The organism is Sanguibacter sp. HDW7, assembly GCF_011300875.1.
Classification (GTDB): domain Bacteria; phylum Actinomycetota; class Actinomycetes; order Actinomycetales; family Cellulomonadaceae; genus Flavimobilis.
The window spans coordinates 2,717,124-2,743,902 of sequence record NZ_CP049862.1 but is presented as its reverse complement, the minus strand read 5'-3'; the positions used below and the strand labels follow the sequence as shown (position 1 = coordinate 2,743,902).

At 72.3% G+C, this 26,779-nt stretch carries 28 protein-coding genes; 16 read left to right on the top strand and 12 right to left on the bottom strand.

All coding sequences use genetic code 11. From position 1 onward, the window contains the following. Positions 1–130 precede the first annotated feature (130 nt). From G7063_RS12410 to G7063_RS12380, 7 genes are all read right to left on the bottom strand, one after another. Entirely contained in the window at positions 131–1,069 is a 939-nt protein-coding gene (locus G7063_RS12410; RefSeq protein WP_166414671.1) for a carbamate kinase, read from the bottom strand. 99 nt (positions 1,070–1,168) lie between these two features. Further along, positions 1,169–2,824: a hypothetical protein gene (locus tag G7063_RS12405; RefSeq protein WP_206188154.1), complete on the bottom strand. Its 1,656-nt coding sequence runs from the start codon at positions 2,822–2,824 to the stop codon at positions 1,169–1,171. Between the two features lie 80 nt (positions 2,825–2,904). Then, positions 2,905–4,326, bottom strand: a complete 1,422-nt coding sequence (locus tag G7063_RS12400; RefSeq protein ID WP_166414670.1) for a DUF1116 domain-containing protein — start codon at positions 4,324–4,326, stop codon at positions 2,905–2,907. Next, positions 4,326–5,873 (bottom strand): acyl-CoA synthetase FdrA, encoded by a 1,548-nt coding sequence (gene fdrA / locus G7063_RS12395; protein WP_166414669.1) that lies wholly within the window; start codon positions 5,871–5,873, stop codon positions 4,326–4,328. The genes G7063_RS12400 and fdrA overlap by 1 nt, the downstream gene beginning before the upstream one ends. Beyond that, positions 5,870–6,706, bottom strand: coding sequence for a DUF2877 domain-containing protein (locus G7063_RS12390; RefSeq protein WP_166414668.1), 837 nt, complete (start codon positions 6,704–6,706; stop codon positions 5,870–5,872). The genes fdrA and G7063_RS12390 overlap by 4 nt, the downstream gene beginning before the upstream one ends. 4 nt (positions 6,707–6,710) lie before the next feature. Further along, positions 6,711–7,322, bottom strand: a complete 612-nt coding sequence (locus G7063_RS12385; protein ID WP_166414667.1) for an ankyrin repeat domain-containing protein — start codon at positions 7,320–7,322, stop codon at positions 6,711–6,713. 125 nt (positions 7,323–7,447) lie between these two features. After that, positions 7,448–8,110, bottom strand: coding sequence for a GntR family transcriptional regulator (locus G7063_RS12380; protein ID WP_166414666.1), 663 nt, complete (start codon positions 8,108–8,110; stop codon positions 7,448–7,450). Between the two features lie 121 nt (positions 8,111–8,231). On the opposite strand from G7063_RS12380, the gene G7063_RS15450 reads away from it, so the two are divergent. Beyond that, positions 8,232–8,612 carry a cold-shock protein gene (locus tag G7063_RS15450; RefSeq protein WP_166414665.1) on the top strand — a complete coding sequence of 127 codons (381 nt, stop codon included), beginning with the start codon at positions 8,232–8,234 and terminating at the stop codon, positions 8,610–8,612. Between the two features lie 16 nt (positions 8,613–8,628). Further along, a complete protein-coding gene (locus G7063_RS12370) occupies positions 8,629–9,480 on the top strand; it encodes a DUF3027 domain-containing protein (protein WP_166414664.1) in 852 nt (283 codons plus the stop codon). A 120-nt stretch (positions 9,481–9,600) separates the two neighbouring features. On the opposite strand, the gene G7063_RS12365 is transcribed toward G7063_RS12370, so the two are convergent. Genes G7063_RS12365 through flgN form a run of 5 tightly spaced genes read right to left on the bottom strand, consistent with a single transcriptional unit; the run spans position 9,601 to position 14,067 of the window. Then, on the bottom strand, positions 9,601–10,803 hold the full coding sequence (locus G7063_RS12365) for an HDOD domain-containing protein (protein ID WP_166414663.1): 1,203 nt from the start codon (positions 10,801–10,803) through the stop codon (positions 9,601–9,603). Next, complete coding sequence (locus tag G7063_RS12360; protein WP_166414662.1) at positions 10,800–11,252, bottom strand: flagellar assembly protein FliW; 453 nt, start codon at positions 11,250–11,252, stop codon at positions 10,800–10,802. Before G7063_RS12360 ends, G7063_RS12365 begins: the two co-directional genes overlap by 4 nt. Next, on the bottom strand, positions 11,249–12,145 hold the full coding sequence (gene flgL / locus G7063_RS12355; protein WP_166414661.1) for a flagellar hook-associated protein FlgL: 897 nt from the start codon (positions 12,143–12,145) through the stop codon (positions 11,249–11,251). Before flgL ends, G7063_RS12360 begins: the two co-directional genes overlap by 4 nt. Beyond that, a complete protein-coding gene (flgK, locus tag G7063_RS12350; protein ID WP_166414660.1) occupies positions 12,142–13,572 on the bottom strand; it encodes a flagellar hook-associated protein FlgK in 1,431 nt (476 codons plus the stop codon). Before flgK ends, flgL begins: the two co-directional genes overlap by 4 nt. A gap of 12 nt (positions 13,573–13,584) precedes the next feature. Then, positions 13,585–14,067: a flagellar export chaperone FlgN gene (gene flgN / locus G7063_RS12345; RefSeq protein WP_166414659.1), complete on the bottom strand. Its 483-nt coding sequence runs from the start codon at positions 14,065–14,067 to the stop codon at positions 13,585–13,587. Positions 14,068–14,529: 462 nt separating this feature from the next. On the opposite strand from flgN, the gene G7063_RS12340 reads away from it, so the two are divergent. The 14 genes from G7063_RS12340 to G7063_RS12275 all read left to right on the top strand — a co-directional run bounded on the left by G7063_RS12340 (position 14,530) and on the right by G7063_RS12275 (position 26,778). Continuing rightward, entirely contained in the window at positions 14,530–15,477 is a 948-nt protein-coding gene (locus G7063_RS12340) for a sigma-70 family RNA polymerase sigma factor (RefSeq protein WP_166414658.1), read from the top strand. Positions 15,478–15,618: 141 nt separating this feature from the next. After that, positions 15,619–16,755 (top strand): flagellin, encoded by a 1,137-nt coding sequence (locus G7063_RS12335; RefSeq protein ID WP_166414657.1) that lies wholly within the window; start codon positions 15,619–15,621, stop codon positions 16,753–16,755. 220 nt (positions 16,756–16,975) lie between these two features. Beyond that, positions 16,976–18,331: a flagellar filament capping protein FliD gene (gene fliD, locus G7063_RS12330; RefSeq protein WP_166414656.1), complete on the top strand. Its 1,356-nt coding sequence runs from the start codon at positions 16,976–16,978 to the stop codon at positions 18,329–18,331. Further along, a complete protein-coding gene (fliS, locus tag G7063_RS12325; RefSeq protein ID WP_166414655.1) occupies positions 18,328–18,774 on the top strand; it encodes a flagellar export chaperone FliS in 447 nt (148 codons plus the stop codon). Before fliD ends, fliS begins: the two co-directional genes overlap by 4 nt. 15 nt (positions 18,775–18,789) lie before the next feature. Next, positions 18,790–19,110, top strand: coding sequence for a hypothetical protein (locus tag G7063_RS12320; RefSeq protein WP_166414654.1), 321 nt, complete (start codon positions 18,790–18,792; stop codon positions 19,108–19,110). 229 nt (positions 19,111–19,339) lie between these two features. Next, complete coding sequence (gene flgB, locus G7063_RS12315) at positions 19,340–19,678, top strand: flagellar basal body rod protein FlgB (protein ID WP_166414653.1); 339 nt, start codon at positions 19,340–19,342, stop codon at positions 19,676–19,678. A 1-nt stretch (position 19,679) separates the two neighbouring features. Beyond that, positions 19,680–20,072 (top strand): flagellar basal body rod protein FlgC, encoded by a 393-nt coding sequence (locus G7063_RS12310; protein ID WP_166414652.1) that lies wholly within the window; start codon positions 19,680–19,682, stop codon positions 20,070–20,072. Further along, entirely contained in the window at positions 20,072–20,410 is a 339-nt protein-coding gene (gene fliE, locus G7063_RS12305; RefSeq protein ID WP_166414651.1) for a flagellar hook-basal body complex protein FliE, read from the top strand. The genes G7063_RS12310 and fliE overlap by 1 nt, the downstream gene beginning before the upstream one ends. Further along, complete coding sequence (gene fliF, locus G7063_RS12300) at positions 20,410–22,023, top strand: flagellar basal-body MS-ring/collar protein FliF (protein WP_166414650.1); 1,614 nt, start codon at positions 20,410–20,412, stop codon at positions 22,021–22,023. Before fliE ends, fliF begins: the two co-directional genes overlap by 1 nt. After that, on the top strand, positions 22,020–23,123 hold the full coding sequence (gene fliG / locus G7063_RS12295) for a flagellar motor switch protein FliG (protein ID WP_166414649.1): 1,104 nt from the start codon (positions 22,020–22,022) through the stop codon (positions 23,121–23,123). The genes fliF and fliG overlap by 4 nt, the downstream gene beginning before the upstream one ends. Beyond that, entirely contained in the window at positions 23,113–23,799 is a 687-nt protein-coding gene (locus tag G7063_RS12290) for a FliH/SctL family protein (protein WP_166414648.1), read from the top strand. Before fliG ends, G7063_RS12290 begins: the two co-directional genes overlap by 11 nt. Beyond that, the gene (locus G7063_RS12285) at positions 23,796–25,103 is read left to right on the top strand and encodes a FliI/YscN family ATPase (protein ID WP_166414647.1); all 1,308 of its coding nucleotides are present in this window, start codon (positions 23,796–23,798) and stop codon (positions 25,101–25,103) included. Before G7063_RS12290 ends, G7063_RS12285 begins: the two co-directional genes overlap by 4 nt. Next, positions 25,100–25,537 carry a flagellar export protein FliJ gene (locus G7063_RS12280; protein ID WP_166414646.1) on the top strand — a complete coding sequence of 146 codons (438 nt, stop codon included), beginning with the start codon at positions 25,100–25,102 and terminating at the stop codon, positions 25,535–25,537. The genes G7063_RS12285 and G7063_RS12280 overlap by 4 nt, the downstream gene beginning before the upstream one ends. Further along, the gene (locus G7063_RS12275) at positions 25,534–26,778 is read left to right on the top strand and encodes a flagellar hook-length control protein FliK (protein WP_166414645.1); all 1,245 of its coding nucleotides are present in this window, start codon (positions 25,534–25,536) and stop codon (positions 26,776–26,778) included. The genes G7063_RS12280 and G7063_RS12275 overlap by 4 nt, the downstream gene beginning before the upstream one ends. Position 26,779 lies beyond the last annotated feature (1 nt).

The following is a 26,779-nucleotide window of genomic DNA, read 5'->3' as shown; positions in this document are numbered from 1 at the left end:
CCTTGATCATCACGGAGGTGCGCGGGTCCGCGCAAAGCATGGGCAAAGAAGTTGTCACGCCGTGAGCGAAACGTGCGGCGAGCGGCCCCGGTCCAGGGCCGCCCGCCGCAGGGTCATGTCCCGTGCGCGCTCAGGCCTCGCGCAGGATCTCCCCGCCCTCGACGCCCTCGCGCACGACGGTTCCGGCGGTTCCCGCGAGGATCGCGGGCAGGTCGGAGAGCCGTCCGATGACGGCCTTGCCCCGCCCGCTCCGCACGAAGCGGCACGCGGCCTCGACCTTCGGGCCCATCGACCCCGCCGCGAAGTCGTACGCCTCGAGCGCATCCGGCGTGATCTCGGCGATCGCGCGCGCCTGCGGCGTGCCCCAGTCGAGCATGACCGCGTCGGCGTCGGTCGCGAGGACGAGCATGTCCGCCTCGAGGGCGCCCGCGAGCATCGCCGAGGACGCGTCCTTGTCGACGACGACCTCGACGCCCGAGAACGTGCCGTCCTCGGCGATCGCGACAGGCACGCCGCCGCCGCCCGAGGACACGACGATGTGCCCGCCCGCGAGCAGCCTGCGTGCCGAGTCGACCTGGACGACCCGCTGGGGACGGGGCGACGGCACGACGCGCCGCGGTGCGTCACCGTCGAGCCGGAACGTCCAGCCTCGCTCGGACTCGAGCCGCGCGGCCTCCTCGGCCGTGTAGACGGGGCCGACGAGCTTCGTCGGGTCGGCGAACGCAGGGTCGGCCGGGTCGACCGCGACGAGCGTGAGGACCGTCGTGAGCATCTTGCGGCCCGCGAGCGCGTTGCGGAGCTCGAGCTCGATGAGGTAGCCGATGAGGCCCTGGGTCTGTGCGCCGAGCACGTCGAGCGGGAAGGCAGGGACGTCGGGGTAGGCCGCGTTCTGCAGCGCGAGGAGGCCGACCTGCGGCCCGTTGCCGTGCGTGATGACGAGCTCGTGCTCGCAGCCGACCTCGGCGAGGGGGCCCGCGGCGGTGCGGAGGTTGGCCCGCATGTTCTCGATCGTGATCGGTTCGCCGCGGCGGGAGATCGCGTTGCCACCGAGGGCGACGACGATGCGCATGGGAACTCCTAAGGGGTGGAACGGGGGCACCGCCCGCGCCGGCGGCGCGGGCGGTGCCGGGGAGGGGTGGCCGGCGGTGAGGCGCCGCCGGTCGAGGGGTCAGTCCTTCGACGGGGTCTCGGCCGGGACGTCGGCCGCAGCCTCCGCCTCGCCGTCGACCGTGGGCACGAGCACCGGTGCGGGCGTCGTGGCGTGGGCCACGACCGCGTCGGACGGCACGCCGTCGTCGTAGGTCGTCATCGTGCCCTTGCGGACGTTGAGGAAGTGCTTGACGACGAACAGGGCCGCGACGAGCAGGTACGCCGTGAGGAACTCCGTGGGGCGCTCGCCGCCGAGGACGGGGGCGTTCTGGTGGATGACCCCGAAGAACGACAGCACCGCCGCGACGACCGCGAACGCCGCACCGCGCAGCGGGCGGTTGCGGATCGCGAAGATCGCGATGCAGCCCCACAGGAGCGAGGCGAGCGGCGCGCCGTTGCCGAGCGCGTAGAGGCCGCTGTACTCGACGCCCGCCTTCGTCAGGGCCTCGGTGCCGACGGTGCCCGCGTTCGTGCCGGCCGACTTCAGCGTGTTGCCCACGAGCGTGAGCGCCCAGTTGCCGATCCACGGGAAGAGGGCCACGAAGATCACGGGGACCTCGAGCTTTGGTGTCTCGCGGACCACCTGGTTCGCCGTGACGATACCGATGTAGATGAGGATCGGTGCGATCGCCGCCATGGGGATGACGCCGAGGAGGAACGAGCCGAGCCCGAACACTCCGACGACGAACATCGTGATGCCGGAGAACAGCGTGTAGCCGATGCCCGCGCCCATCTCCTTGTACGCGGTGTGGCCGACGTAGACCGTGACGGGGAACGGGTTGCCGAAGAGCGCGCCGACCATCGAGGCCGAGCCGTTGGCGAGCATGACGCGCTTGGTCGGGTACGGGTCGCCCGCGGCGTGCGCGCCCTCGATGTTCTCGAGGTCGAAGACGTAGTTCGCGAGAGCGAGGGGGATCGCCGAGGCGAGGTAGGGGCCCGCGACCGAGATGCCCGAGACGAAGTTCGTCACGTGGAGCGTCGGCGGGGAGAAGCCCGCGGCAGCGAGACCCTCGCGGATCGCGTCGGGCGACTGGAAGCCGAAGACCCAGGCGAGGGCCGTGCCGACGACGAGCAGCAGCAGGCCGGTCGGGATCTTGCGGAACATCGGCTGCTTGCCGAACCAGTTGATGAAGATGAGCGCGAGCACGACGAACGCGACGATCGGCGTCGAGAACGCCTGGAGCATCGGGTTCATCGCGAGGAGCAGCAGGCCGAGGCCGGCGAGGCACGAGAGCAGCACGGTCCGTGGGATCGCGCGGCGCAGCAGGTCGCCGAAGAACGCGCCGACGAAGAGGATGAGGCCCTCGATGAAGCACCAGACGAGACCCACCTTGAGCGCGAGCTCGGCGTCCTGCGTCGTCGTGTAGATCGGCAGCAGCACGAGGAACGTCACGGTGAAGATCGACGGGGCGCTCGGGCCCGACGGCAGCGCCGTGATGTCGTTGCGCCCCGTCTTCTTCGAGAGCTGACGCGCGAAGACGACGTACGCGATCGCGGCGAGCATGACGGCGAGGCCGAAGGCGGGCGCGATGCGACCGATGACCATCGACGTCGGCAGGCCGACGACGCCGACGAGCAGCGCGATCATCGTGAGGAGGTTGGTGAGGTTGTTCGAGAAGAGCCCGAAGTACGCGGCCCAGTCGCCGCGACGCCACAGCGGTGTGGTGGTGGACATCATTCTGCTTTCCGTGAGGGGTGGCGCCCCGCCGTGAGGGGCGGGGCGCCGGGGGAAGGGGTGGACCCGCCCGGGAGCGGTCAGGCGGTGTAGCGGGAGGCGATGGCCGTGAGAGCCTTCGTGAACGCCTCCGTCGGCGGGTTGACGATCCCCGCCCCGATCATGCCGATGCCGGCGTCCTTGTGGGCGATCGCCGTGTTGATGACGGGCAGGACCCCGGTCTCGACGACCTTGCGCACGTCGATGCCCGTCGGGACGCCCATGAAGTCGAGCGCGGGGATCGTCACGTTGGGGTTGTTGCCGGTCGTGATGTCGTTCATCGTGCGCGAGTAGCCCATCGCCTCGTCGACGGTGCCGCCGACGAGCGCGACGATCGCGGGTGCGGAGGCCATCGCGAAGCCGCCGATGCCGTACGTCTCGGTGATCGCGGAGTCGCCGATGTCGAGGCCCGAGTCCTCGGGCTTGTAGCCCGCGAACATCGGACCCATGACCTGCTGCGCGGGGCCCGTGAACCACTGCCCGGGCAGGCCCGCGACGCGGATGCCGAACTCGACGCCGTTGCGGGCCATCGTCGTGAGGACCGTCGAGCCCTCGATGCCCTCGGCGGCGTCGAGCGCCGCCTTGCACGCCGCCATCCACGTCGGGCCCGAGAAGTAGTCGGACGACGCGACGAAGTTGAGGACGTCGACCTTGTCCTGCGTCGAGAACGACGTCTCGACGAGGTAGGGCGAGAGCGCCTGGACGAGGAGCGTCGTCCCGGCGACGTTGCGGTTGTGGCACTCGTCGCCCATGTGGAGGGCCTGCGCCATCATGAGCCGCAGGTCGATGCCGTCGGTGTTGAGGGTCATGGCCTCGGCGAGCATGGGGCCGAGGACGTCGCGCATCCACACGAGGCGGTCGACGACCGACTGGTCGTTGGCACCCATGCGGAGGATCTTCGAGAGCTGCTCGGAGAGGTTCGTGTACGACGTGTTGCCGTGCGTGCGGTTCTCGACGACGTGCATGAACATGCTCGGGCTCGTCACGCCGGCCATCGAGCCGACGGCACCGTGCTCGTGGCACGGGTCGAAGGTGATGTCGCCCGAGCCGGCGAGCTCGTACGCCTCGTCGAGGTCCTTCGCGAGTCCCTCGAAGACGAGCGCACCGGTGATCGCGCCCTTCATGGGGCCGTTCATGTCCGCCCACGCGATGGGCGGGCCCGCGTGGAGGATCGTCGTCGGCGTCATGCCGGGCACGACGTCGAGCGCGCGGCCGAAGCCCGTGAGGACGGGCTGCGCCGAGACGATCCGCTGGTAGGCCTCCGCGTTCGCGGCCTCGATGGTCGCGGCGACGGTCGGCTCCTCGAGGGCGCGGAGCTGGGCGACGACGGCCTGGTCGCCGCCGCCCGGCGGCGTCCAGTCCATGCGGACGGCGGTGCCGCCCTGGCTCGCGACGTCGTCGGCGAACATGTCGAGGCCGAGGTTGACGACCTTGGGGCTGGTGAAGAGGTCGGTGACTGTCATCAGTTCTCCTTGGCGACGAACTCGCGGGCGAGCAGGCCCGTGTTGGTGGACGACGAGGCGATGGTGACGCCGACGGCCTCGAGCTGGGCGACCTGCTCGGCGACCGACGGGGTGTCGAGGTCGGTGCCGAGGACGTAGCCGAGGATCTCGAGGTGGTGGCCGCGCTCGCGGGCGATCGCCTGGGCCTCCTCGATCGCGGGAAGCGTCACACCGACGGGGTCGGTGTGCGAGCCGAGGCCGACGACGAAGTCGAGGGCGATGACGCCGACCTCGGGGTCCTTCGCGGCCGCGACGATCGCGGCGAGGCGGTTGGACGGGTCGATCATCGGGTGGGGCTTGCCGTCGGTGTACTCGTCGGAGCCGAAGTCGATGAACGTGTGCTCCCGCGGCGCGTCGTGGGCACCGAGGACGAACGCGGGGTCCTTCTGGATGTTCGACCACACGTGGCCGGGGTACTTCGCGATCGCGGCGAACATCGACTCGTCGCACAGGGTGCCGCCGCAGAAGAGGCCGCGGACGTAGCGCTGCTCGGGGGCGAGCTTGCCGCGGACCTCCTCGATGAGCGGCCAGTTGAGCGAGTGGAGGTCGAGGGTCGACTCGTCGACGCCGGTCGCGAGCACCGCGGCGAGCGCGGCGGGCTTGGTCCCGGACGCGAACGTGACGTTCGGGTACGGGGACTCGGAGCGGGCGGAGCCGAGGAACGCGACGACGACGGGCTTGCCGGCCTCGCCCGCGACGGCGAGGACCGCGTCCTCGACGGATGGTGCCGGCGGCTTGGAGACGAGGACGATGACGTCGGTGGCCGGGTCGGCGGCGAGCGCGCGGATGCCGTCGATCATCGTGATGCCGCCGATCTCCTCGCTGAGGTCGCGACCGCCGGTGCCGATGAGCTGGGAGATGCCGCCGCCGAAGTCGTGGACCCGGACGGAGACCTCCTGGGCGCCCGTGCCGGACGCGGCGACGACGCCGATGTTGCCGCGGCGCACGGCGTTGCCGAACGCGAGGGCGACGCCGCCGAGGATCGCGGTGCCGCAGTCGGGACCCATCATGAGCAGGCCCTTGTCGTGCGCGAGCTCCTTGAGCGCGCGCTCGTCGGCGACCGAGACGTTGTCGGAGAACATCATGACGTTCTTGCCGGCGACGAGGGCCTTCTGGGCCTCGCGGGCGGCGAAGGCGCCGTTGACGGAGATGAGGACGAGGTTGGCGTCGGGGTGGGCGCCGAGCGCCCCGTCGAGCGTGCGGTAGCGCGTCTCGGCGGCGGTGGCGCCGGTGTTCTTGCGGTCGAGCAGGTCGCCGAGGGCGCCGAGCGCGGCGTCGAGGTCGGTGCCGTCCGTGACCTCGAGGACGACCATGAGGTCGCCGCCGGTCGCGGCCTCGAGCTCGTCGGTGAGCAGTTCGAGGTTGGCGAGGACCTCCTTGTTCATGGCGGTGCCCATGGCGACGAACGCCTGGGTGACACCGTCGATCTGGTTCGCCTTCGTCGAGATCGACATGAGCGAGACGGAGTCGACGTAGGTGTTCTTCCTGACGGAGCGGTGGATGGTCATGCTGTTCCTTCGGTGAGGCGGGTGTCGACGAGGCCCGTGAGGCCGGCGACGAGCCCGGTGAGGAGGTCGTGCCCGGAGGAGTGCCCGATGCTGAGGACGGCGTGGACCGCGTCGGTGACGTGGCTGCCGGTGTGCAGGGCGTGGACGAGGTCGAGCGCCTGCGAGCGCGCTCGCCCGCCGCACGCGTCCTCGAGGAAGGTCGCGGACAGCGGGACGGTGGCACCGTGGTGGGCGCGGACCGCGGTGACGAGGGTCGTGCGGTACGCGACGGCGGGCGACTGCAGGTGCGTGGCGAGCAGGAGGCCGCAGAGCATGTCGTCGCCCGTCGGGGTGAGCCCGTGGCCGAGCCCGACGAGCGCGGCGACCGCACGGTCGACGTGGTCGTCGTCGCGCGTGGCGAGCGCGGCGACGAGCGTCGCGAGCCGGTCCGTGAGCGTGCGCGCGGTGCGCTCCTCCCACGAGCCGAGCGGCGCGGTCGCGGTGCGTCGCACGAGGTGCTGGACGGCCGCGACGGCCTCGGGCCGTGGGGCGAGCGCGGGCACGGCGTGGTCGACGACCCGTGTCGGGACGGGGACGGAGCCGTGCGGTGTGCCGAGCGCGTCCGTGCCGAGCGTGACGGCGTCGCCGGGGGCGAGCCCGAGCGCACAGGGTGCGTGCACGCCGACGGCTCGCGGGCCCGTCCCGAGGGACGGGTCCGCGAGCGTGAGGACCGTGCCGTCGGGGGCGACGAGGTTCACCGCGCGCTCGAAGGCGGAGTGCACGTGGGCGGTGCCTCCGGCTGCGAGCGTTGCTCGTGCCGCCGTGTCGACGGCGAGCGGTGCGGTGAGGTCCATGAGGTCAGGAGTGCTCGCGGATGATGTCGGCGATCTCCGTGAAGCCGCGGTCCTCGGCGAGCTGCAGCGGGGTGCGGCCGAGCTCGTCGGTCATGCCGGGCTTGGCGCCGTGCTCGAGGAGGAGGCGGACGATCTCCTGCTGGACGGGGCCGCCGTCGCGCAGCGTGATGGCCTCGATGAGGGCCGTCCAGCCGAGCGTGTTGGTGAGGTTGACGTTGATCCGCGTGTTCTCGAGGAGGTAGCGGACGATCTCGAGGTGGCCCTTCTCGGCGGCGGGGGTGAGCCCGTTGCCGCCGAACCGGGTGAGGACGCGCATGTCGGCGCCGGCCTCGACGGCTCGGCGGACGAGCTCGATCTGGTCGGTGATGCAGCCGAGGACGAAGAGGTTGAAGCAGGTCTGGTCCTGCTGATCGACGTCGACCCCGGCGGCGATGAGGGCGTCGACGACGTCGAGGTGGCCGCCGCGGGCGGCGCGGAGGATGGCGCTGGCCTCCTCGTGGTCGACGGCGTCCTTGTCGACGCCGTCGGTGAGCGCCTGCTGAACCGCGGCGAGGTCGCCGGCCGCGGCGGCCTCGAGGTAGCTGAGGGCGAGCTGGTCGGTGGTGGGTTCACGCATGGGACGTGTGGCCTTCCTCGTTGATGGCGTCCGTGTACGGTAGACGGTATACCAACGAGGGGGAACGGCCTAGGCCGGAGGTCCCAGACTCAGGTGGGACCCGGCGCACGCGCAGGGGACCGCGCTCAGCGCAGGTCCGGGTTCACCTGCAGCATCATGCGCACCGACTCGGCGAGATGGTCCGCCGCAAGAGCGTCGACGGCCGCGACGTCGCCCGCCCGCACCGCCTCCCAGATCGCGACGTGCTGCCGGTGCACCTCCGCGACGTCCTCGTGCTGCGCGAGCAGCCAGTGCAGCCGCGGGTCGAGCACACCCATGACCGCCTGGAGGCTCCGCGACCCCGCGAGGTCCTTCGTCAGCGTGTGGAACTCGCCGTTGAGGAGCACCGCCTCCGCGTGACGACCCTCGGCGATCGCGCGCGACGTCCGCACGAGCAACGAGTCGACGAGCGTCCGCGACGACGGCGTGAGCATCCGCGTGAGCCTCCGGAACACGAGCGCGTCGAGAAGCCCGCGCAGCTCGGTGATCTCCTCGACGTCGGCCCGCGTCAGCTCCGTGACGTACAGGCCCGAACGACCTCGCTGCTCCGCGAGACCGTCGCGCACGAGCTCCTTGAGCGCCTCGCGCACCGGCACCCGTGAGACGTCGAGGGAGTCCGCGAGCTCGCGCTCGACGAGGCGCGTGCCGGGCGGGAGCTCACGGTCGACGATCTGACCGCGGAGCGCCTCGTACACCGCCTGGCTCAGCGTCGTGTGGGCGCGACCGACGGTGAGGGCTGAGGCGTTCATGCGACGATCCTAGGCGCGAGGTGGCCCGTGCCTCCGGGACCTCGCGCCGCCCGCTATCCTCGTAGGAGATGACGTCGCGCGTATCGCGCGCGTCCCCCTACTTCTTCACCACGAGGTGCGTGTGCCCAGCGGCAAGGTCAAGTGGTTCGACGCCGAGCGCGGTTTCGGTTTCATCGCGTCCGAGGACGGTTCGGAGGTCTTCCTCCACGCCTCGGCGCTGCCCGAGGGTGCCGTCGTCAAGCCGGGTGCGAAGGTCGACTTCTCCGTCGCCGACGGTCGTCGTGGACCGCAGGCGCTCCAGGTGACGCTCACCGACCCGCTGCCGTCCGTCGCCAAGGCCGTGCGCAAGCCGGCCGAGGACATGGCGATCATCGTCGAGGACCTCATCAAGGTGCTCGACCGTCTGGGCAACGACCTGCGACGTGGCCGCTACCCCGAGAAGACGTCGGGCACGAAGGTCGCGAGCCTGCTGCGTGCCGTCGCCGAGAACCTTGAGGCCTGAGGTGTCCACCGCGACGATGACGCGTCCCGCCCGCCGCAAGCCTGACGCCGTGCTCGACTCGGCGATCGACCTCGCGCGCGCAGCCGCCGAGGAGGTCGCAGAGATCCCGGCGCACGTCGGTGAGCACCTCGGCACCGTGACGGTCGAGGACCGTCTCGTCGAGCACCGATTCGCCGCCGCGATGGGTGGCTACCAGGGCTGGGCGTGGACGGTGACGCTCGCGCGAGTGCCGCGCGGCCGCACTGCGACGGTGTGCGAGGTCGAGCTGCTGCCCGGCGACGGCGCGATCCTCGCGCCCGAGTGGCTGCCGTGGTCCGAACGGATCCGCCCCGGGGACATCGGTCCCGGCGACGTCCTGCCGTTCGTCGCGGACGACCCCCGTCTCACCGCCGGCTGGGAGCCGAGCGGCGACGAGGAGCTCGACGCGGTCGCGATCGGCGAGCTGGCGCTGGCCCGTACGCGCGTCCTCTCCGAGGACGGCATCGAGGAGGCGGCGCAGCGCTGGTACGACGGCGCCGCAGGCCCGCACGGAGAGAGCGCGAAGGCCGCGAGCGACGCGTGCCTCTCGTGCGGCTACCTCGTCCCGCTCCAGGGTGCGCTCGGTCAGGTCTTCGGCGTGTGCACGAACCCGTGGTCGCCCGACGACGGCAAGGTCGTCGCGTTCGAGCACGGCTGCGGCGCGCACTCGGAGACCGACGTGCCCACGCGTCCCTCGGACTGGCCCGCGCCGAACCCCGTCATCGACGAGGTGCGCATCGAGATCGTCGACATGCCGCGCGCGGCCGTCGTCGAGCCTGTCGCTGAGGCCCCGGCCGCCGCTGAGCCGGACGACGAGGCCTCGGACGGCACCGCTACGGCCGACGCCTGACGACTCCGCCCACGCCTGAGACACCTGCCGCCCCGTGCGGGCGGTGACGCAGGGTGGCCGCTCCCCCGGGCATGTCCGGGGGCAGCGGCCACCGTCGGCGGACGAGCAGGGACGCTCGCGTCAGAGCTCGGCACCCGAGGGCGTGAGCGCCGTGAGCACCGCGTCGAGAGCCTCCGGGATCGCGTCGAAGTAGGCGCGGGTCACGTCGTCGACCTCGATCCCCATCGCTGTGACGGCGTCGAAGTCGTTGCGCTCATGGGCGACGACCGCCTGGAGCACGTGGCCGAGGGGGCCCTCTCCCAGGACGAGCGCGCCGTACGCGTCGTCCGACAGACGGGTACGCTCCGCGAGCACGTGAGCGGGGATGCCACGTTCTGTCGAGAGCGCCGAGAGCAGCCCGACCGTGTATGCCGACTCGGAGCCGGGGGAGAGCCGCTCGCACGTGATGCCACGAGCGATGAGCAGCCACAGGTTGTCGATCTGGTCGCTCGTCGAGGCGACGAGCGAGGCCATGACGAGACCCTGCACCTGGACCGGGCCGAGCAGCACGATCGCGCGCCGCACCGAGTCGACCCGGTGGGAGAGGCCCGTCGCAGCGCCGTTGACGAGACGTAGCACGCGCAGGACGAGCGCGGGGTCGGCACCGAGCACCCTGCCCACGGCTTCGACGTCGACCTCGGCCTCGCCGAGAAGCCGCACGGCTTCGAGGCACGCGACCTCGTTGGGGAGGAGCTCTGCGTCCCCGATCTCGACGGCCACGCCAGCGGTCGGGGTACCCAGGAGCACACTGACTCCAGGCACCGGCTCCTCCTTGCCGCCCTCCGTCACGAGGCGCGGTGCGACGACGACGGCGCCCTCGCCGGCTGCCGTCACGGCGACCCGGGCGGCCTCCTCTGTCGTGAGGTTCTGGTCGAGCAGGACGTGCGTGAAGAGCTCGAGCATGGCCAGCTGGTTCTCGGTTCCGCGGTAGACGCCGAGGACAAGGAGGTAGCCGCGGCGGCGCAGCCGCACGAGGTGCTCCGCGATGTTCGGGACCATGAGGGTGAGGGGGGTGACGACGAGCGCGATCCGCCCCGCGTGACGCGGGATGCCGATCTTGCCCTCGACCATGTGCGGCGTCGGGACGAGGAACACCGTCCGGTCGAGGGCGAGCCGCGGCAGGTCGAGGTTGAGGTACGCAAGCTCGAGCTCCGCCCACAGGTCGGGGCGCAGGATCAGCGCTGTGCTCGACGGGGTGACGAAGTAGCCCGTGACGACGCCCGTGGCGTCGTACATCGGCATGCGGACGAAGCGGATGTCGGTGTCGACGTTCACGGTGTTCACGAGGTCTTTCGGACGGAGGTGGGGGACAACGGGGTCTGGACGGGCCAGTCGCCCTCGAGGACCACCTGGACGGCCCGGTGTGTCCGCGTGTCGACGAGCAGGGGCGCGAGGAGGTTGACCGTCGGGACCCCGTCGGCACCCTCGGGGTTGAGGACGACGAGCGTCGCGATGTCGTCCGGGGAGGATGCGACCCCGTCCTCCCCGAGCAGCGCAAGGTGCATGGCCGTGGTGTCAGGCGCGTAGCCCGCCACGTGCGCCGCTGCGTGGACGAGGTAGAGCCGGGTGCCGGGCGCGTCGTCGCACGCGTCCTCGGAGCGGAGCGCGAACACCGTCCCGTGCTCGTCGAGGGCGCGGAGCGTGAAGTCGAGCGTCCCGCCGAGACCCAGCAGCGGCGCGACGAGGCGCACGTGGTCGTCCGCGGCGGTGTGCGCGGGTGGGACGGCGGTCATGACAGGTACTGCAGGAGGGTCGGCTGGAGGACGCGCGCCGTTGCGCCGAGCGCCGCCTGGTAAGCGACCTCCTGCGCCTGGAGGTGCACGAGCGTCTCGGCGAGGTCGACGTCCTCGACCGCGGAGATGTCGGACCTGAGGGAGAGCATCGAGCCCGCGTTGACCGAGAGCTGCGCCTCGATCTGGTTCGTGCGTGCACCCGTCGTCGCGAGCGCCGACGTCGTCCGGTTGTGCCAGGCATCGATCTCGGCGATCGCGGGACCCACGTCCGCGCCTGCGCGGACGTCCGCGGCGACACGGTCGAGCAGGGCGAAGACCGAGCCGGTTGCGTCGCCGAAGAGCGCCGCGCCGTCCGCGTCGACACGGACGGTGACGTCCTCCGAGATGCGACGGTCGACGGTGCCCGCGCTGCCCGCGTACGAGTACGTGCCGTCGGGCTGCGCGGCGTAGGCGGCGTCGGCGTCCGAGGTCCCCGCGAAGATCGAGCGGCCCGTGTACGTCGCGTTCGCCTGACCGAGCAGCGCGTCGCGCACGGCCTCGATCTCGAGCGCGATCGCCTCGGCCGACTCGGTCGTCGTCGTGCCCGAGCTTGCGGCCTGCACGACGAGCGTGCGGGCACGGATGAGCTGCGTCGACGTCGTCTGCATCGCGGTGTCGACCGCGGTGAGCCAGCCCTTGCCGTCGGCCGCGTTGCGGTCGTACTGCGTGAGCGCGCGCTGTTCGGCGCGCAGACGCAGGGCCTTCGCGGTGCCTGCCGGGTCGTCCGACGGCTTCTCGATGCGGCGCAGGCTCGAGGTCTGTCCCTGGAGCTTGGACATCGCGGCGAGGTTGCGCTGCACGTTCGCGAGCGCCGTCGTCTGCGACATCTGGTGGGTGACACGGGTGAGGCTCATCGTCCGACGACTCCGGTCCTGTTGATGAGGGTGTCGAGCATCTCGTCGACGGTCGTGAGGACGCGCGCCGCGCCTTGGTAGGCACGCTGGAAGGCGAGCATGTTGACGGTCTCCTCGTCGATGTCGACGCTTGAGCCCGAGAGCCGGACGAGCGACGCCGTCTGACGGGACTGCTCAGAGACCTCCGCGGACCGCATCGCGGCCTGCGTCCGCACACCGAGGTCGACGACGAACGCGGACCAGGCACGGTCGGGGCTGTCGGCCGACGCACCGATCCTGCCGATCTCGTCGGCGACCGACCCGTCGTAGGCGCCGTTGCCGGGCGCGCCCGCCGCGATGTCGGCGGGGTCCTTGACGGCGACGGTGAGGCCGAGCGCCGCGGGGGTGCCCGGGTCGACCGAGAGCGCGAAGAAGCTGCCGCCCGGCGTGCCGACCGTCGTCGTGCCCGTCGAGTGGACGGCATTGACGCGGTCGTGAAGCTGGGTCGCGAGCTTGTTGTACGCGGCCGCGGCCTCGGCGAGCGCGCCGCCGGAGCGGTCGGAGCGCTCGCCCTGGAGGCTCGCAAGGTTGCCCGCGAGGAGGCCGCCGTCGAGCGTGACAGGACCGGCCGAGGTGCGCTCCCACTCGAGCCGAGGGCCGTCGGCCGCGGCGCCCACGAGGGTCGTCGAGCCGACGAGGTTGATGCGGTAGGCGGTGTCGCCCGAGACGAGGTGGTTGCCGCCGACCGAGACGGTGACGGTGCCGTCCTCCTGGAGCCGCGTCGTGGCGCCCGTGAGCTCGGCAAGCTGCGTCGAGAGCAGGTCGCGCTTGTCCATGAGCTCGTTGGCGTTGCCGCCCGAGACGGTGACGGAGCGGATCGCGTCGTTGAGCTCGGCGAGGGAGGCCGCTGCCGAGTTGACCTCCTCGACGTACGCGACCGACTGCGCGCGGGTCTCGTCCCACTGCGTGCGCACGGCGCGATAGCCCGTCGCGACGCCCTCGGCGAGGATGTTCGCCGACTCGAGGACGACCTGGCCCGGGGCGGGGCTGCCGGGGGAGTTCGCGACGTCCTGCCAGCCGGCCCAGAACTGGGCGAGCTGCGCGGAGAGCCCCTTGTCGCCCGGCTCGGAGATCGTCGACTCGAGCCGCGTGAGGGTCGTCGCGCGCGCTGCGAGGTCCGCCGCAAGCGACGTCGACGACCGGACGCGTGCGTCGGCGAAGATGTCGCCGAGGCGCGCGACGCCCGTGACCTTGACGCCCTGTCCGACGGTGAGCCCCGAGGAGAAGCGCGACGCGGCGGCGGTCGCCGAGACCGACGAGGTCTCGGCGCGCTGGCGGGTGTACCCGACGGTGTTGGCGTTCGCGATGTTCTGACCGGCGACGTCGAGCGCTGCCCGCTGCGTGTGCAGCGAGCTCAGTGCGGTCGAGAGCGTCGAGAAGGAAGACATGGTCGAGGGCTCCTAGAGGCTTGCGTCGAACAGGGTCGCGGTACCCACGCCGTTGCCGGCGTGTCCCTGGGCGTCGTAGGTCTGGACCGTGCGGTCGACCGCGAGGAGGGTCTCCTGGGCGGACCGGTGGGCGGCGGTGAGGAGGCGACGGTTGTCGTCGGCGAGCGCGCCGATCTGGTGCGTGAGCTCGAGGAATGCGTCGCGGTGCTCGCCGAGGACGGTGTCCCACGGTGCCGGCGCTGCCGCTGCGAGCATCGCGAGGGTTGCGCCGGGAGCGAGGCCGAGACCGGCGGCGACGGCGTCGGACTCGACGGCGTGGCCGAGCTCGACCGTGCGGATCTCGTCGAGCACGGTCGTCACCTCGTCCGTCGCGTGGGCGAGCCAGCGGTTGCGTCCGTTGGTGAGGAGCAGCTGCTCGACGTCGAGCTTGAAGAGGAGCAGCTCGAGGAGGCGCCGCTCGCGCCACAGGAGTGCGGTGAGGCCCTCCATGCTCATCGTTCGTCTCCGTCCTGGATCGTGGGCCGGTCGGGCCCGTGCAGTGGTCTCATCGGTCTCGCCTCTGCGTACGTGAGGAGTTCGGGCATGAACCGTCCGTCGGTGCAGGGGCTTCGAGCCTATGTCCCGCACGAGGGCGGAGGCTCAGGCTTCACTGGTGTCATCGCACGTCGAAGGCCGTTTCAGATAGTTCTCGTGGCGCTGGCGCGATTCGTGGCGGTCAAGACTTGTTCAGAACGGTACGAACGCGTCAAGCGCTGTTCAGGTGCTGGTGGGTGCGGCGGCGAACCGCGCCAATTTCTGACTCATCTCAGCCTCGTGCTCCCGTCCTGCGGAGGCGGTGGACCCGTGATAACACGCGGTTTCTGGGTGCAACAACCCATGGAGCGGGTGAAGTTGGTCGTCACTTCCGATCGCGCCGGTCCCTTCCGCAAAGCCGCGCCACCCCCCCACACTCCTTACATGTTTGCCAGCAACCCCTCAGGCACCGCCCGTCTCAACGACGAGCAGGTGGAGCTCGTGGAGACCCATCTGCCTCTCATCGGCTACCACGTCAATGAGATCGCAGCGCGGATCCCGCAGCATGTCTCACGCGACGACCTCGCGTCGGCAGGCTCTCTCGCGCTCGTCCGCGCCGCAGTCGCCTACGACGCGGCGACCGGAGTCCCCTTCGCGCGCTATGCAGCGATCCGGCTGCGAGGTGCGCTGCTCGACGAGCTCCGCTCCATGGACTGGGCCTCGCGCGGCACCCGCTCCCGCGTCCGCCGGCTCGCCACCGTGACCGAGGAGCTCACCGCGCAGCTCGGTCGCACCCCCACCCGCGAACACCTCGCCCAGACGCTCGGCGTCGACGTGAGCGAGATCGACCAGACCCGCGACGACGCGGGCCGACGCGTCCTGTCGATCGAAGCGTTCGACGGTGCCGTGAGCGACCTCCTGCCCGATCGTGCCCCCGACCCCGAGGCGAGCGTCGTCGCGACGGAGAGGCTCCGGTACCTCCGCGCCGCCGTCGCCGCGCTCCCCGAACGGCTGCGCCTCGTCGTCCAGCTCGTCTACTTCGAGGACCGCACCGTCACCGAGGTCGCTGGCGTCCTCGGCGTCACCCAGTCGCGCGTGAGCCAGCTCCGTGCCGAGGCCACCTCCCTCATGCGCGAGGCCCTCGACGCCCACCTCGAGGCGCAGGGCTCCGGCGCCGACGAGGCGCACGCGGGCGTCGCGCAGCGCCGTCGCCGGGCCTACGTCGACGCCGTCGGTCAGACCGCGGCCCCCGCCCGCAACGACTTGGCGGTGCTTGCCTCGCGTGCGGCAGCCGTCCCGGCCGCCCACGCCGCCGCCGTCGTCGCACGCACCGCGCGGCACCTCGGTGCCGCATCGGCACAGACGGCCGGCACGCTCGCAGCGCTCGCCTGAGAGGGCACGGAGGGGTGCGCGGGAATCACACGCAAATTCCTTCCGGGAAAACCTCACACCTCGCGGGCAAGGCCCGATGAGGACAGCAGAAGCCCACGGACGGGCATCTGGTTCCGGGCCACTTCAAGGAGGAGAAACACCATGGCTCTCTCGATCAACACCAACGTCGCGGCGCTCAACGCCTACCGCAACCTCTCGAGCACGCAGAGCGACCTCTCGCGCTCGCTCGAGAAGCTCTCGTCGGGTCTCCGCATCAACCGCGCCGCCGACGACGCTGCGGGCCTCGCGATCTCCGAGGGCATGCGTGCCCAGATCGGCGGCACCAAGCAGGCCGTCCGCAACGCCCAGGACGGCATCTCCGTCGTCCAGACCGCTGAGGGTGCGCTCACCGAGACGCACTCCATCCTCCAGCGTATGCGCACCCTCTCCGTCCAGGCAGCGAACGACGGTGGTCTCAACGACGCCGCCAAGGGGAACATCCAGGACGAGATGAACGAGCTCAAGACCGAGCTCACGCGCATCGCCGACACCACGAAGTTCAACGGCAAGGCGCTGCTCGACGGCTCCTACACGGGCTCGTTCCAGGTCGGTGCCAACACCTCGGCCGCTGACAAGATCACGGTCGACCTCACGGGCGGCTCGATGAGCGCCGCGGGCCTCGGCGTCGACGGCGTCGACATCACCGCGTCCGCGTCCTCGATCACGGCGGACGTCGACCTCTTCGCGGCGACCGCCCCGACGGGCACCGGTGCGCTCGAGATCACCACAGGGTCCGGCACCACGACCCTCGACCTCGACCTCACGGGCTGGGCGACGGGCGGCACCTCCGCGGACGCCAAGACGAACCAGGGGATCCTCGACGCCGCCCTCAAGGACGCCGTGAAGAACACCAACTTCTCGGCGAACGTCGACTCCTTCGGCAAGGTCACCGTCGCGGGCGGCGGCATCACCGGCGCGACGGTCGCCGGTGAGACCGGCGCGGCTGCTGCTGCCGGCGGCGGTGCCGACGCGGCGATCAACGCGATCGACACTGCGATCAGCAACGTCTCCAAGACGCGTTCGCAGCTCGGTGCGGTCCAGAACCGCTTCGACCACACCATCAACAACCTCAACGTCGCGGCGGAGAACCTGTCCGCGTCGGAGAGCCGCATCCGCGACACGGACATGGCGGCGGAGATGGTGAACTTCACGCGCTCGCAGATCCTCTCGCAGGCGGGCACCGCGATGCTCGCCCAGGCGAAGTCGATCCCCCAGAGCGTCCTCCAGCTCCTCCAGTGATCTGACGGTCACGCCCCAGGCCGTGACCCGGGGAGCAGCCAGACCCTGACGGCGGGCGGACTCGTCCGCCCGCCGTCAGTCGTCCACCCAGGACGCGGTACGCCGTGCCTGCACCGCGGCCCCGCGTCGCATCTCGACGCGGCCCCCGCCGCACCCGCACGGCTCGCGCCGTGCCTCCGCACACCGTGCACCGCGCGCGGACCCGGAAGGGACCACCCACATGGCCGGCATCGGCATCGACGGCATCGTCTCGGGTCTCGAGACGTCGAAGATCATCAACCAGCTCTTGCAGCTCGAGGCGAACCAGCAGACCCTCCTCAGCATGAAGAAGACGTCGACCTCGGCCGTCGTCTCCGCGCTCCAGGGCCTCAACACTCGCTTCGCCTCCCTCGCCGAGTCCGCGACGAAGATCGCCGACCCGGCCTCGTGGACCGCCGTCACCGCGAGGTCGAGCTCGACGGCCGTCACGGTCTCCGTCGACAGCAGGGCCACGGCCGGCTCCCTCCGCCTCACCGTCGACGCCCTCGCGACCGCGCAGTCCTCGCTCGTCGACGTCCCCGCCGACCTCGACCCCGCGAACCCCGCGCTCGTGCTCCGCGTCGGCTCCGGCACCCCGGTGACGGTCACCGCGCTGAGCACCGACCCGCGCGACCTCGCCGCGGCCGTCAACAAGGCTGATCTCGGTGTGCGCGCCTCGATCATCAACGTCGGCACCGCCGGCGCCCCCGAGCACAGGCTCCAGCTCACCGCGAAGAGCACCGGTGCGGCGAACGACTTCTCCGTCGAGGCCGTGACGACGAGCGGCACGCGCGCCGTCGGCCTCACCGAGATCTCCGCGGCCTCCGACGCGCAGGTCACCCTCTTCCCCGGCAGCGCCGCCGAGCGCACCGTGACGAGCACGTCGAACGCCGTCACCGGGCTGGTCGACGGAGTCACCCTCACGCTCGGCGCGACGACGACCGAGCCCGTCACGGTCGACCTCACCCGCGACGACGCGGCGCTCACGAAGAGTGCCAAGGGCCTCGTGTCCAATCTCAACGTCCTGCTCGAGGAGATCGCCTCGCGGACGAAGGCGTCGACGACGACGAACGAGGACGGCTCGACCAGGCTCAACCCCGGGGTGCTCGCGAGCGAGAGCCTCGTCCGCGGCCTCGGCACCGAGATGCTCTCGGCCGCCGGCCTCACCGTCGATGGGGAGTCCCTCGGGAGCATCGGCATCACGCTCGGCCGTGACGGCCGCTACGCGTTCGACGAGAAGGCCTTCGGCGACGCCCTCGCCGGCGACCCGGCCAAGGCCCAGGCGCTCACGACCGCGCTCGCCAGCGCGACCGGCGACATCGCCAAGCGCGCCTCCGACACCTCCGACGGAACCCTCACGTCCCGCATCCGCGGCGGCGAGGACACCGTCAAGGACCTCGGCAACCGCATCATCGCGTGGGACGACCGCCTCGCCGTCCGCCGCGCCGCCCTCGAGCGCACGTACGCGGCACTCGAGGTCTCGCTCTCGAAGCTCAACTCGACGTCGAGCTGGCTCGAGCAGCAGATCAACCAGCTGAGCTCGGGGACGAAGAAGTGACCGCCACCGCCACCGCCCGCCGCGCACAGTTCCTGCGCGAGTCCGTGCTCTCCGCGAGCCCTGAGCGCCTCGTCACCATGATGTACGACCGCTTGGTCCTCGACCTCGAGCGTGCCGGCGCGGCCGCCGAGGCGCGCGACCGCTCCGCGACCGTGCAGCACGCGAGCCACGCGCAGGACATCCTCGCCGAGCTCATGTCGACCCTCGACCTCTCGTTCTGGGACGGCGCGAAGGAGCTCTTCGCGCTCTACACGCACCTGCTCACCGAGACGATGGGCGCGACGGTCACGCTCGACGCCGCGCGGCTCGCGACGTGCCGCACGCACGTCGCCGGGCTGCGCGACGCCTGGCACGGGGCGCTCCACGAGATCAACGTCGAGGCCCGGGGCATCCCGGCGCCCGAGCGGACCGTGGGACCGCGCGGCGACCTCGGCATCGCCTGAGCCGCCGTGGCCATCATGACCTCACCCGACATCGACGCCTGGGCCCGAGCGCTCGACGTGCTCGAGGCGGACCTCGTCGAGACGAACGCGATGCTCGACGTCTCGCCCGACGCGATCGCGCCGATGGTCCTGCGTCGCGCGACCGCGTGGCGCGTCCCCCAGGGGCTCGGTCCGCTCCCTGCAGAGCTCTCCGAACGCGCGAAGGACGTCCTCGCCGCACAGCGCGCGACGGCGGCGCGCCTCGCGCGCGCGCTCAACGTGACGCGGGTCCGTTCCCGCGTCCTCGACGAAGGCACGGACCGCTCCAAGCCCGTCTACCTCGACGCCGAGGGCTGAGGACACAGAGCACCCGCACCAGGGCGCAACGCGCGTGGCACCGCAGCGACCGGGCCTCCCCGGGGCGGTCGCTGTCCGCTCCCGGGCGCGGCCATCGGCCGCGCAGAGAAACTGCGCATCACTTTCCTCATGGGGGCAGGCCGACGTCCGATGGGACCAGCGAGCAACGGACTGCTCGTCATGAGGCCATGGATCGGCACACCACACCGTTCGACCCTGGAGGCGACGCGTGCTCGAATCCGTGACCCTGTCAGCGCTCGCGAGCGCACTTGACGGCCTGGCCGACCGCCAACGTGCGATCGCCGACAACGTCGCCAACGTCCAGACCCCGGGCTACCACGCCAAGCGCGTCGCGTTCGAGGAGCAGCTGCTGAGCGCCGTCCGCTCGGGCGAGGGTCACGTCGCCGCGACGACGGAGCGCAGCCTCGAGCCCACCCGCCTCGACGGCAACAACGTCAACCTCGACACCGAGACGCTCTCGAACATCGACACCGTGCTGCGCGTCCAGCTCGCCACGCGCGCCGTCGACGGCAAGTTCAGCTCGGTCCGCACCGCACTGAGGAGCTGAGATGACGATCTTCGGAGCGATCGGCATCGCGAGCACGGGGCTCACCGTCCACCGCAAGTGGCTCGATGCGGTGAGCGACAACCTCACGAACGTCAACAACGCCACCTCGTCCGACGAGAGCGCCTTCCGCGCCCGCTACATCGTCGCCGGCGAGATGGCGGGAGGGGGGGTGGAGGTCCGTGGCACGGTCCTCGGCCCGGCCGAGGGTCGCCTGGTCCACGAACCCACGCACCCGCTCGCGGACGAGGACGGTTACGTCCGCTACCCCGAGATCGACATGTCCTCCCAGATGACCCAGCTCATCATGGCGCAGCGCGGCTACCAGGCCTCCGCGACGGTCGTCGACCGTGCCAAGGAGACCTACGAGGCCGCGCTGCAGATCGGACGGTCCTGATGATCGACGCCGTCTCCGCGATCGGCACCACGCCGACCCGCTATCTCGGCGACGACGCGCTCGCCGCGATCGGCACCACCGTCAGCCCCGCCCGTCCCGTCGCCGCGTCCAGCGGCGACGGCGGCTTCGGCGGCGTGCTCGTCGGCGCGCTCGACGAGCTGCGCGCCACGCAGGAGACGTCCGACGCCCTCGCGGTCCGCTCCGTCACCGGAGACCTCCAGGACGTCCACCAGTACACGATCGCCTCGTCGCAGGCCGCGCTCATGCTCGAGCTCACCGCGACCGTCCGCACCAAGGCGGTCGACGCCTTCAACGAGATCATGAGGATGCAGGCCTGATGCCCGAGAAGTTCTCCGTCGCCCTCGGGCGCGTCGGCGGCGCCGTCCGCGAGTTCACCGTCGCGCAGCGCACGCTCGCCCTCATCGGGCTCGCGGGCATCGCGCTCGTCGTCGTCGCGCTCTTCGTGTGGACCAACCGCCCCACGTACGCCCCCCTCCTCACGGGCTTGTCCGCGAAGGACGCGAGCGCCGTCGTCGATGTGCTCGAGAGCGAGGGCGTCGCCTACGAGCTCGCGGACGGTGGTGGCTCCGTCCTCGTCGGACGTGACGACGTCTACCGCATGCGCCTCGCTACCGCCGCCGCAGGCCTGCCCGCCGACTCGAGCCAGGGCGGCTACTCGCTCCTCGACGACATGGGCATGAGCTCGTCGGAGTTCCAGCAGACGACGACGTACAAGCGCGCTCTCGAGGGCGAGCTCGCTGCGACGATCGGCGCCCTCGACGGCGTGCGCGCCGCCTCCGTGCGCCTTGCTCTCCCCGAGAAGTCCGTGTTCGTCTCCGAGACCCCCGACGCGACCGCGTCCGTCTTCGTCACCCTCGACCGCGGCACGACGCTCAGCAGCGACCAGGTCCAGGCCGTCACCCACCTCGTGTCCGCGTCGATCGAGGGGATGAGGTCGACCGACGTCGCCGTCGTCGACTCGTCCGGCACGGTCCTGTCAGCGGTCGGTGCGTCCCCCGGCGCGGCTGACGGCGGCACCGACAAGCGCGTCAGCGCCTACGAGGGTCGCGTCGCCGCTGCCGTCCAGACGATGCTCGACCGCATCGTCGGCCACGGGCGTGCCGTCGTCTCCGTCACCGCCGACCTCGACCTCGACAACCGCACGACCACGTCGGAGAAGTTCGAGACCCCCGAGGAACGTCTGCCGCTCACGGAGAAGACCAGCCACGAGGAGTTCACGGGCTCGGGCAACGGCGGCGCGGGCGTCCTCGGCCCCGACAATATCGCCGTCCCCGGCGGCTCGGGCAACGGCGACGGCACGTACCTCAACGAGTCGAGCACCGTCACCAACGCGGTCGACAAGATCACCGAGATCACCGAGCAGACGCCCGGCACCGTCCGCCGCCAGTCCGTGTCCGTCGCCGTCGACTCCGCGACCGGCAACGCGCTCGACATGGTCGACCTCCAGCAGCTCGTCGCGACCGCCGCCGGCATCGACACCGCACGTGGCGACGTCGTCACCGTCCAGCGCATGGCGTTCGACACGAGCGCCGCCGACGCGGCCGCCGAGGCCCTCGCCGCCGAGGCGGCCGCCGCCGAGGCCGGCGCGCGCGAGGAGCTCATCCGCAACGCAGGTATTGCCGGCGTCGCTCTCCTCGCACTCATCGTCCTCGCGTTCGCCCTGCGCCGACGCCGCACGCCCGTCGAGCCCGAGCGCCTCGCCCTCGACCTCGGGGAGATCGGTGTCCGGACTCTCTCCTCCGACCCGACCGCGCTCGCGCTCGACGTCGTCGACGAGGCCCAGCGCACGCTCGTCGCCGCCCGCCCCGTCGACCGGGCCCAGATCGAGGCCGACGCCAAGCGCGCCGAGGTCATGACCGCCGCCGACGAGGACCCCTCCGACATGGCCGACCGGATCCGCGCACTCATGGACTCGGGGGCCCGCTCATGACCGTCGCCACCACGACCGCCCCGGCAGGCGGCGAGGCGACCTCCGTCGCCGCCGGACCCGTCGAGGAGACGCCACGGCCCCGGCCGCGGCCCAACATCGCGGGCCTCTCCGGCACGCAGCGCGCCGCGCTCGTCCTCATGCAGCTGGGCCGCGACCGCGCAGCCCGCATCCTCGCGCGTCTCTCGGATCCCGAGATCGAGGAGGTCACCGCCGCGATCGTCCGCATGGAGCGGATCGACCGCGACGTCGTCGACGCCGTCATCGGCGAGTTCCACGAGACGATGTCGGTGAGCCAGCAGGTCTCCCGCGGTGGCCTCGGCTACGCGACCCAGCTCCTCGAGGGCGCCATGGGTGCCGAGAAGGCCGGGGAGATGCTCGAGCGTCTCCAGACCTCGCTCGCCGGCAAGCCGTTCGAGTACCTCCAGCAGGCCGACGCACGCCAGGTCATCGCACTCATCAACGGTGAGCACCCGCAGACGGTCGCGCTCGTGCTCGCGCACCTGCGTCCCGAGCACGCCTCGCAGATCCTCACGGGCCTCCAGCCCGCGATGCAGGCGCAGGTCGCGCACCGCATCGCCCTCATGGAGCGTGCCGCGCCTGACATCGTCGCGGCCGTCGCTGACGCGCTCGAGCGCAAGTCCGCGTCCGTGCTCACACCGCGCGAGTCGTCCGCGATCGGCGGCGTGCAGCCGCTCGTCGAGATCATCAACCGTGCCGACCCGAGCACGGAGAAGCTCATCCTCGAGGGGCTCGAGGACCGCGACGCCGACCTGGCCGACGAGGTGCGCTCGCGCATGTTCGTCTTTGCCGACATCGTGCTGCTCGAGGACCGTGCGCTCCAGCTCGTCATGCGGGGCGTCGACGCCCCGACGCTCGCTCTCGCGCTCAAGGGCGCGGGCGACGCCGAGCGCGACGCCGTCCTGCGCAACATGTCCGAGCGTGCCCGCACGAACCTCGTCGAGGAGATCGAGCTGCTCGGCCCCGTCCGCGTCTCGCAGGTCGAGGAGGCGCGCTCGGAGATCGTCCAGGGCATCCGCCGCCTCGAGGAGGCCGGCCAGATCGTCATCACCCGCGAGGGCGAGGACGAGTATGTCAGCTGAGCAGACGTTCGCGCCGACGCAGCTGCCGGTCGTCGCCGCCGCCCGGACCGCCGAGGTCCGCGAGCGGGCGCGCGTCGCTGGGCACGCTGCAGGCTGGGCGGCGGGCGCCCGTGCGGCGGCCGACGCGGCGTCGCTCGCGGCGCAGCGCGTCGCCGAGCGGGCCGCGGCCGCCGAGGAGGACGCCCGCGCACGCCTCGGCGAGGCTCTGTGCACGCTCGGCGCCGCGTCCGGCGCCGCTGCCGCCCGTGAGGGTGGCGTTGTCGAGGACGCGACCGCGACCGTCGTCGCGCTCGCGCTCGACCTCGCGGTGGTCGTCGTCGGCGTCGAGCTCGCCGACGACGAGCGGTCCGCCCGCGCGGCGCTCGCCCGGGCCCTCGCGGTGCCCGCGCCCGCGACGCCCGTCGCTGTGCGCCTCCACCCAGCTGACCGGGCGTTGCTGCGCGAGCTGTGCGACACCGACGAGCTCGCGCTCCCCGCGAGCGTCACGCTCGTCGACGACGCCTCGCTCGAACGAGGCGACGCCGTGAGCGAGCTGCCGACCGGCCACCTCGACGCGCGGCTGCGCCCCGCAGTCGAACGGTTGCGCACCCTGCTCGAGGAGATGCTCGCCGAGGGCGAGGGGCTCGACGAGCTCCTCGCCGCCTCGGGCGCGCTCACGCGGGGCGGTGCCCGATGACCTGGGCGACCGTCCTCGAGGCGGCGCGCCCCGAGCTCGTCGGGCGCGTCCGCGAGGCCGTCGGGCTCTCCGTCGAGGTCGAGGGGCTGCGCTGCGCGATCGGTGATCTCGTCGAGCTCGGAGCCGACCGTCTTCCCGCCGAGGTCGTCGCGGCCTCCGGCAGTGTCCTGCGCTGCATGCCGCTCGCCCCGGCCGTCGGCATCCGCACGGGCCTCGAGGCGCGCTCCGCGCACGGCCCGCTGCGCGTGCCCGTCGGCCCCGGCCTGCTGGGCCGCGTCCTCGACGGTCTCGGCCGGCCGATCGACGGGCGGGGCCCGCTGCGCGACGTGCGCCGCGTGCCCGTCGACCACGCTGCACCGCACCCGCTCGAGCGCGCCCGCGTCGCCGAGCCCCTCCATCTCGGCGTGCGCGTCCTCGACACCCTCACGTCCGTCGGCCGCGGCCAGCGCATCGGACTGTTCGCCGGCTCGGGCGTCGGCAAGTCGACGCTCCTGTCGATGGTTGCGCGCGGCACCGAGGCCGAGGTCTCCGTCATCGCGCTCGTCGGCGAGCGCGGCCGTGAGGTCCGCGAGTTCCTCGAGGACGATCTCGGCCCGGAGGGCCTCGCCCGGTCGGTCGTCGTCGTCGCGACGAGCGACCAGCCCGCGCTCGTGCGCCGCCGTTCCGCGTTCGTCGCGACCCGCATCGCCGAGGACCTGCGCGACCAGGGCCGCCATGCCGTACTCATGATGGACTCCCTCACGCGCGTCGCCATGGCCCAGCGCGAGATCGGGCTGTCAGTCGGCGAGCCGCCCGCGACGCGCGGCTACCCGCCGTCGACGTTCTCCGTCCTCGCCGAGCTCCTCGAGCGTGCCGGCACGGGCGTGGCCGGCTCCGTCACAGGCATCTACACGGTGCTCGTCGACGGCGACGACCACAACGAGCCCATCGCGGACGCGGCCCGCTCGATCCTCGACGGTCACGTCGTCCTCGACCGTCGCCTCGCGACCGCCGGGCACTTCCCGGCCGTCGACGCGCTCGGCTCGATCTCCCGAGTCGCCTCGCGCGTCACGGACGCCGCGCAGCGCGGCGACGCGACCGAGCTGCGGCGCGTCATGGCGGCCCGTCGAAGCGTCCAGGACCTCGTCGACGTCGGCGCGTACGTCGCGGGTGCCAACCCGCTCGTCGACGCGGCGCTCGCGCACTCCGACGAGATCGACGACTTCCTGCGCCAGCCCGTCGAGGCCGCTGCGACCGCAGCGGACTCCTGGCAGCGCCTCGCCGAGCTGGTCGAACGACTCGGGACCCGGAGGGCGGCCGCATGAGCAGGCAGTTCAGGCTCGCCTCGCTGCTGCGGGTGCGCAAGGTCCAGGAGGACGAGGCCGCCTCGCAGCTCGCGAGCGCGAACCGTGAGGTGTCCGAGGCGCGCGAGCGCACCGCGCGCGCGTCCGCGCGGCTAGCCGGCTCGACGCTCGACGGGTCCGTCCCGGTCGGCGTCTGGCACGCGATCACCGCGTCGCGCGCTGCGATGCGCCGCGAGCTCGAGGACGCCCAGTCGCTCGTCAGCGCGCGCTGCGCCGCCCGCGACGAGGCCGAGCGCGTGTGGCTCGAGGCTCGTGGTCGAGTGCGGACGTTCGAACGTCTCGAGGAGCAGCACGACGCGCAGGTCGCGGCGGACGAGCTCGCGGAGGAGCAGAAGTCGCTCGACGAGGTCGCGGGACGCCGTCCCGCGACGTACGAGCAGGAGGAGCAGGGATGACGACGATCACGCAGGTGCTGCCCGCGCCCGCGCCCGTGCGGTCGGGTGCCCGCGCCGCAGCGCCAGGGAGCTTCGACGACTTCTCGCGCTCGCTCGCGGCCGCGAACGAGCCGCCGCCCGAGGCCCCCGGGGAACGGACGGCTCAGGTGGCCCGGGCCGACGACGCGACGCCCGGCCAGGAGGGCTCGGCCCCCGACCTCGGTGCCGTCGGCGACGTCGTCGTGAACCTCGTCCCGCAGCCTGCACCCGCGCCGACGGGCGCCGCTTCGCTGCTCGCCGGGGCTTCCGCGGACACGCAGGTCGGCGCGCCCGCGGTGCCGACCGACGGGACGCACGCGACGGACGACCGCGCCGCCGAGGCCGCCGGGCAGGTCCCGGCCGCGGGCGCGCTCACGACCTCCGCCGAGGTCGTGACGGTCGTCGCGACAGCACCCGCCGTCGCCGCACCCGCGGACGTGGCCGCGGCCCCCGCCGCCGCGTCCGACGCCGCACCCGTGGACGTGGTCGCGGCCCCCGCCGGGGCGGTCGCGTCGGCGGGCAGCGCCCCCACGCCGTCCACCGCGACCATGCCCACCGCGATCACGTCCGGCGCACCCGCGGGCGGCGCGTCCGCGGGTGCGATGGCCCCGGCTGATGCTGCTGCGGGCGTGCCCACGGGCCTGGCCGCGGCACCGAAGACGGCCGCCGCACCCGCGACCGAGCAGGCGCCCGCGCTGGTGGCTGCCCTGACGGATCCCGTCGTCGCCCCCGTGCCGACGCCGCGGGCCCCCACCCAGGCCGCACCCGTTGTCGCCCCCGCAGTGCCGAGCGTCCCGCAGCAGGCCGCGCCTCTCGACGACCAGCTCCGCGTGCCGCTCGGCGCGCTGCGCACCCTGCCGTTCGGCGACCACATCCTCACCCTGCGTGTCGAGCCGCGTGACCTCGGCCCCGTCCAGGTCCGCGCCCACCTCGGCGCGGACGGCCTGCGCGTCGAGCTTGTCGGCGCGACCGACACCGTCCGCGAGCAGCTGCGCGCGGTCCTGCCCGACCTGCGCCGCGAGCTCGCGGCCACGGGCGGCGGCGACCTCAGCCTCGACGAGGGCACGATCGCCGAGCGCGACGGCCGGAACGCCGAGCGTGAGGCACCCGACGCCCGGCCTGGCGTCGCCGCTCTCACGACCAACGCGTCGGCCACTGCCGACCGACCCGTCACACCCACCGACGACGCGGCCCGCCACGGCGGCGTCGACGTGATCGCCTGAG

What these genes read in the sequence shown, in the direction of transcription:
- G7063_RS12410 (WP_166414671.1), bottom strand. Translation starts at nt 1,069, where the DNA reads ATGCGCATCGTCGTCGCCCTCGGTGGCAACGCGATCTCCCGCCGCGGC.
- G7063_RS12405 (WP_206188154.1), bottom strand. Translation starts at nt 2,824, where the DNA reads ATGTCCACCACCACACCGCTGTGGCGTCGCGGCGACTGGGCCGCGTAC.
- G7063_RS12400 (WP_166414670.1), bottom strand. Translation starts at nt 4,326, where the DNA reads ATGACAGTCACCGACCTCTTCACCAGCCCCAAGGTCGTCAACCTCGGC.
- fdrA (WP_166414669.1), bottom strand. Translation starts at nt 5,873, where the DNA reads ATGACCATCCACCGCTCCGTCAGGAAGAACACCTACGTCGACTCCGTC.
- G7063_RS12390 (WP_166414668.1), bottom strand. Translation starts at nt 6,706, where the DNA reads ATGGACCTCACCGCACCGCTCGCCGTCGACACGGCGGCACGAGCAACG.
- G7063_RS12385 (WP_166414667.1), bottom strand. Translation starts at nt 7,322, where the DNA reads ATGCGTGAACCCACCACCGACCAGCTCGCCCTCAGCTACCTCGAGGCC.
- G7063_RS12380 (WP_166414666.1), bottom strand. Translation starts at nt 8,110, where the DNA reads ATGAACGCCTCAGCCCTCACCGTCGGTCGCGCCCACACGACGCTGAGC.
- G7063_RS12370 (WP_166414664.1), top strand. Translation starts at nt 8,629, where the DNA reads ATGACGCGTCCCGCCCGCCGCAAGCCTGACGCCGTGCTCGACTCGGCG.
- G7063_RS12360 (WP_166414662.1), bottom strand. Translation starts at nt 11,252, where the DNA reads ATGACCGCCGTCCCACCCGCGCACACCGCCGCGGACGACCACGTGCGC.
- flgL (WP_166414661.1), bottom strand. Translation starts at nt 12,145, where the DNA reads ATGAGCCTCACCCGTGTCACCCACCAGATGTCGCAGACGACGGCGCTC.
- flgK (WP_166414660.1), bottom strand. Translation starts at nt 13,572, where the DNA reads ATGTCTTCCTTCTCGACGCTCTCGACCGCACTGAGCTCGCTGCACACG.
- flgN (WP_166414659.1), bottom strand. Translation starts at nt 14,067, where the DNA reads ATGAGCATGGAGGGCCTCACCGCACTCCTGTGGCGCGAGCGGCGCCTC.
- G7063_RS12340 (WP_166414658.1), top strand. Translation starts at nt 14,530, where the DNA reads ATGTTTGCCAGCAACCCCTCAGGCACCGCCCGTCTCAACGACGAGCAG.
- G7063_RS12335 (WP_166414657.1), top strand. Translation starts at nt 15,619, where the DNA reads ATGGCTCTCTCGATCAACACCAACGTCGCGGCGCTCAACGCCTACCGC.
- fliD (WP_166414656.1), top strand. Translation starts at nt 16,976, where the DNA reads ATGGCCGGCATCGGCATCGACGGCATCGTCTCGGGTCTCGAGACGTCG.
- G7063_RS12320 (WP_166414654.1), top strand. Translation starts at nt 18,790, where the DNA reads ATGACCTCACCCGACATCGACGCCTGGGCCCGAGCGCTCGACGTGCTC.
- G7063_RS12310 (WP_166414652.1), top strand. Translation starts at nt 19,680, where the DNA reads ATGACGATCTTCGGAGCGATCGGCATCGCGAGCACGGGGCTCACCGTC.
- fliE (WP_166414651.1), top strand. Translation starts at nt 20,072, where the DNA reads ATGATCGACGCCGTCTCCGCGATCGGCACCACGCCGACCCGCTATCTC.
- fliF (WP_166414650.1), top strand. Translation starts at nt 20,410, where the DNA reads ATGCCCGAGAAGTTCTCCGTCGCCCTCGGGCGCGTCGGCGGCGCCGTC.
- fliG (WP_166414649.1), top strand. Translation starts at nt 22,020, where the DNA reads ATGACCGTCGCCACCACGACCGCCCCGGCAGGCGGCGAGGCGACCTCC.
- G7063_RS12290 (WP_166414648.1), top strand. Translation starts at nt 23,113, where the DNA reads ATGTCAGCTGAGCAGACGTTCGCGCCGACGCAGCTGCCGGTCGTCGCC.
- G7063_RS12285 (WP_166414647.1), top strand. Translation starts at nt 23,796, where the DNA reads ATGACCTGGGCGACCGTCCTCGAGGCGGCGCGCCCCGAGCTCGTCGGG.
- G7063_RS12280 (WP_166414646.1), top strand. Translation starts at nt 25,100, where the DNA reads ATGAGCAGGCAGTTCAGGCTCGCCTCGCTGCTGCGGGTGCGCAAGGTC.
- G7063_RS12275 (WP_166414645.1), top strand. Translation starts at nt 25,534, where the DNA reads ATGACGACGATCACGCAGGTGCTGCCCGCGCCCGCGCCCGTGCGGTCG.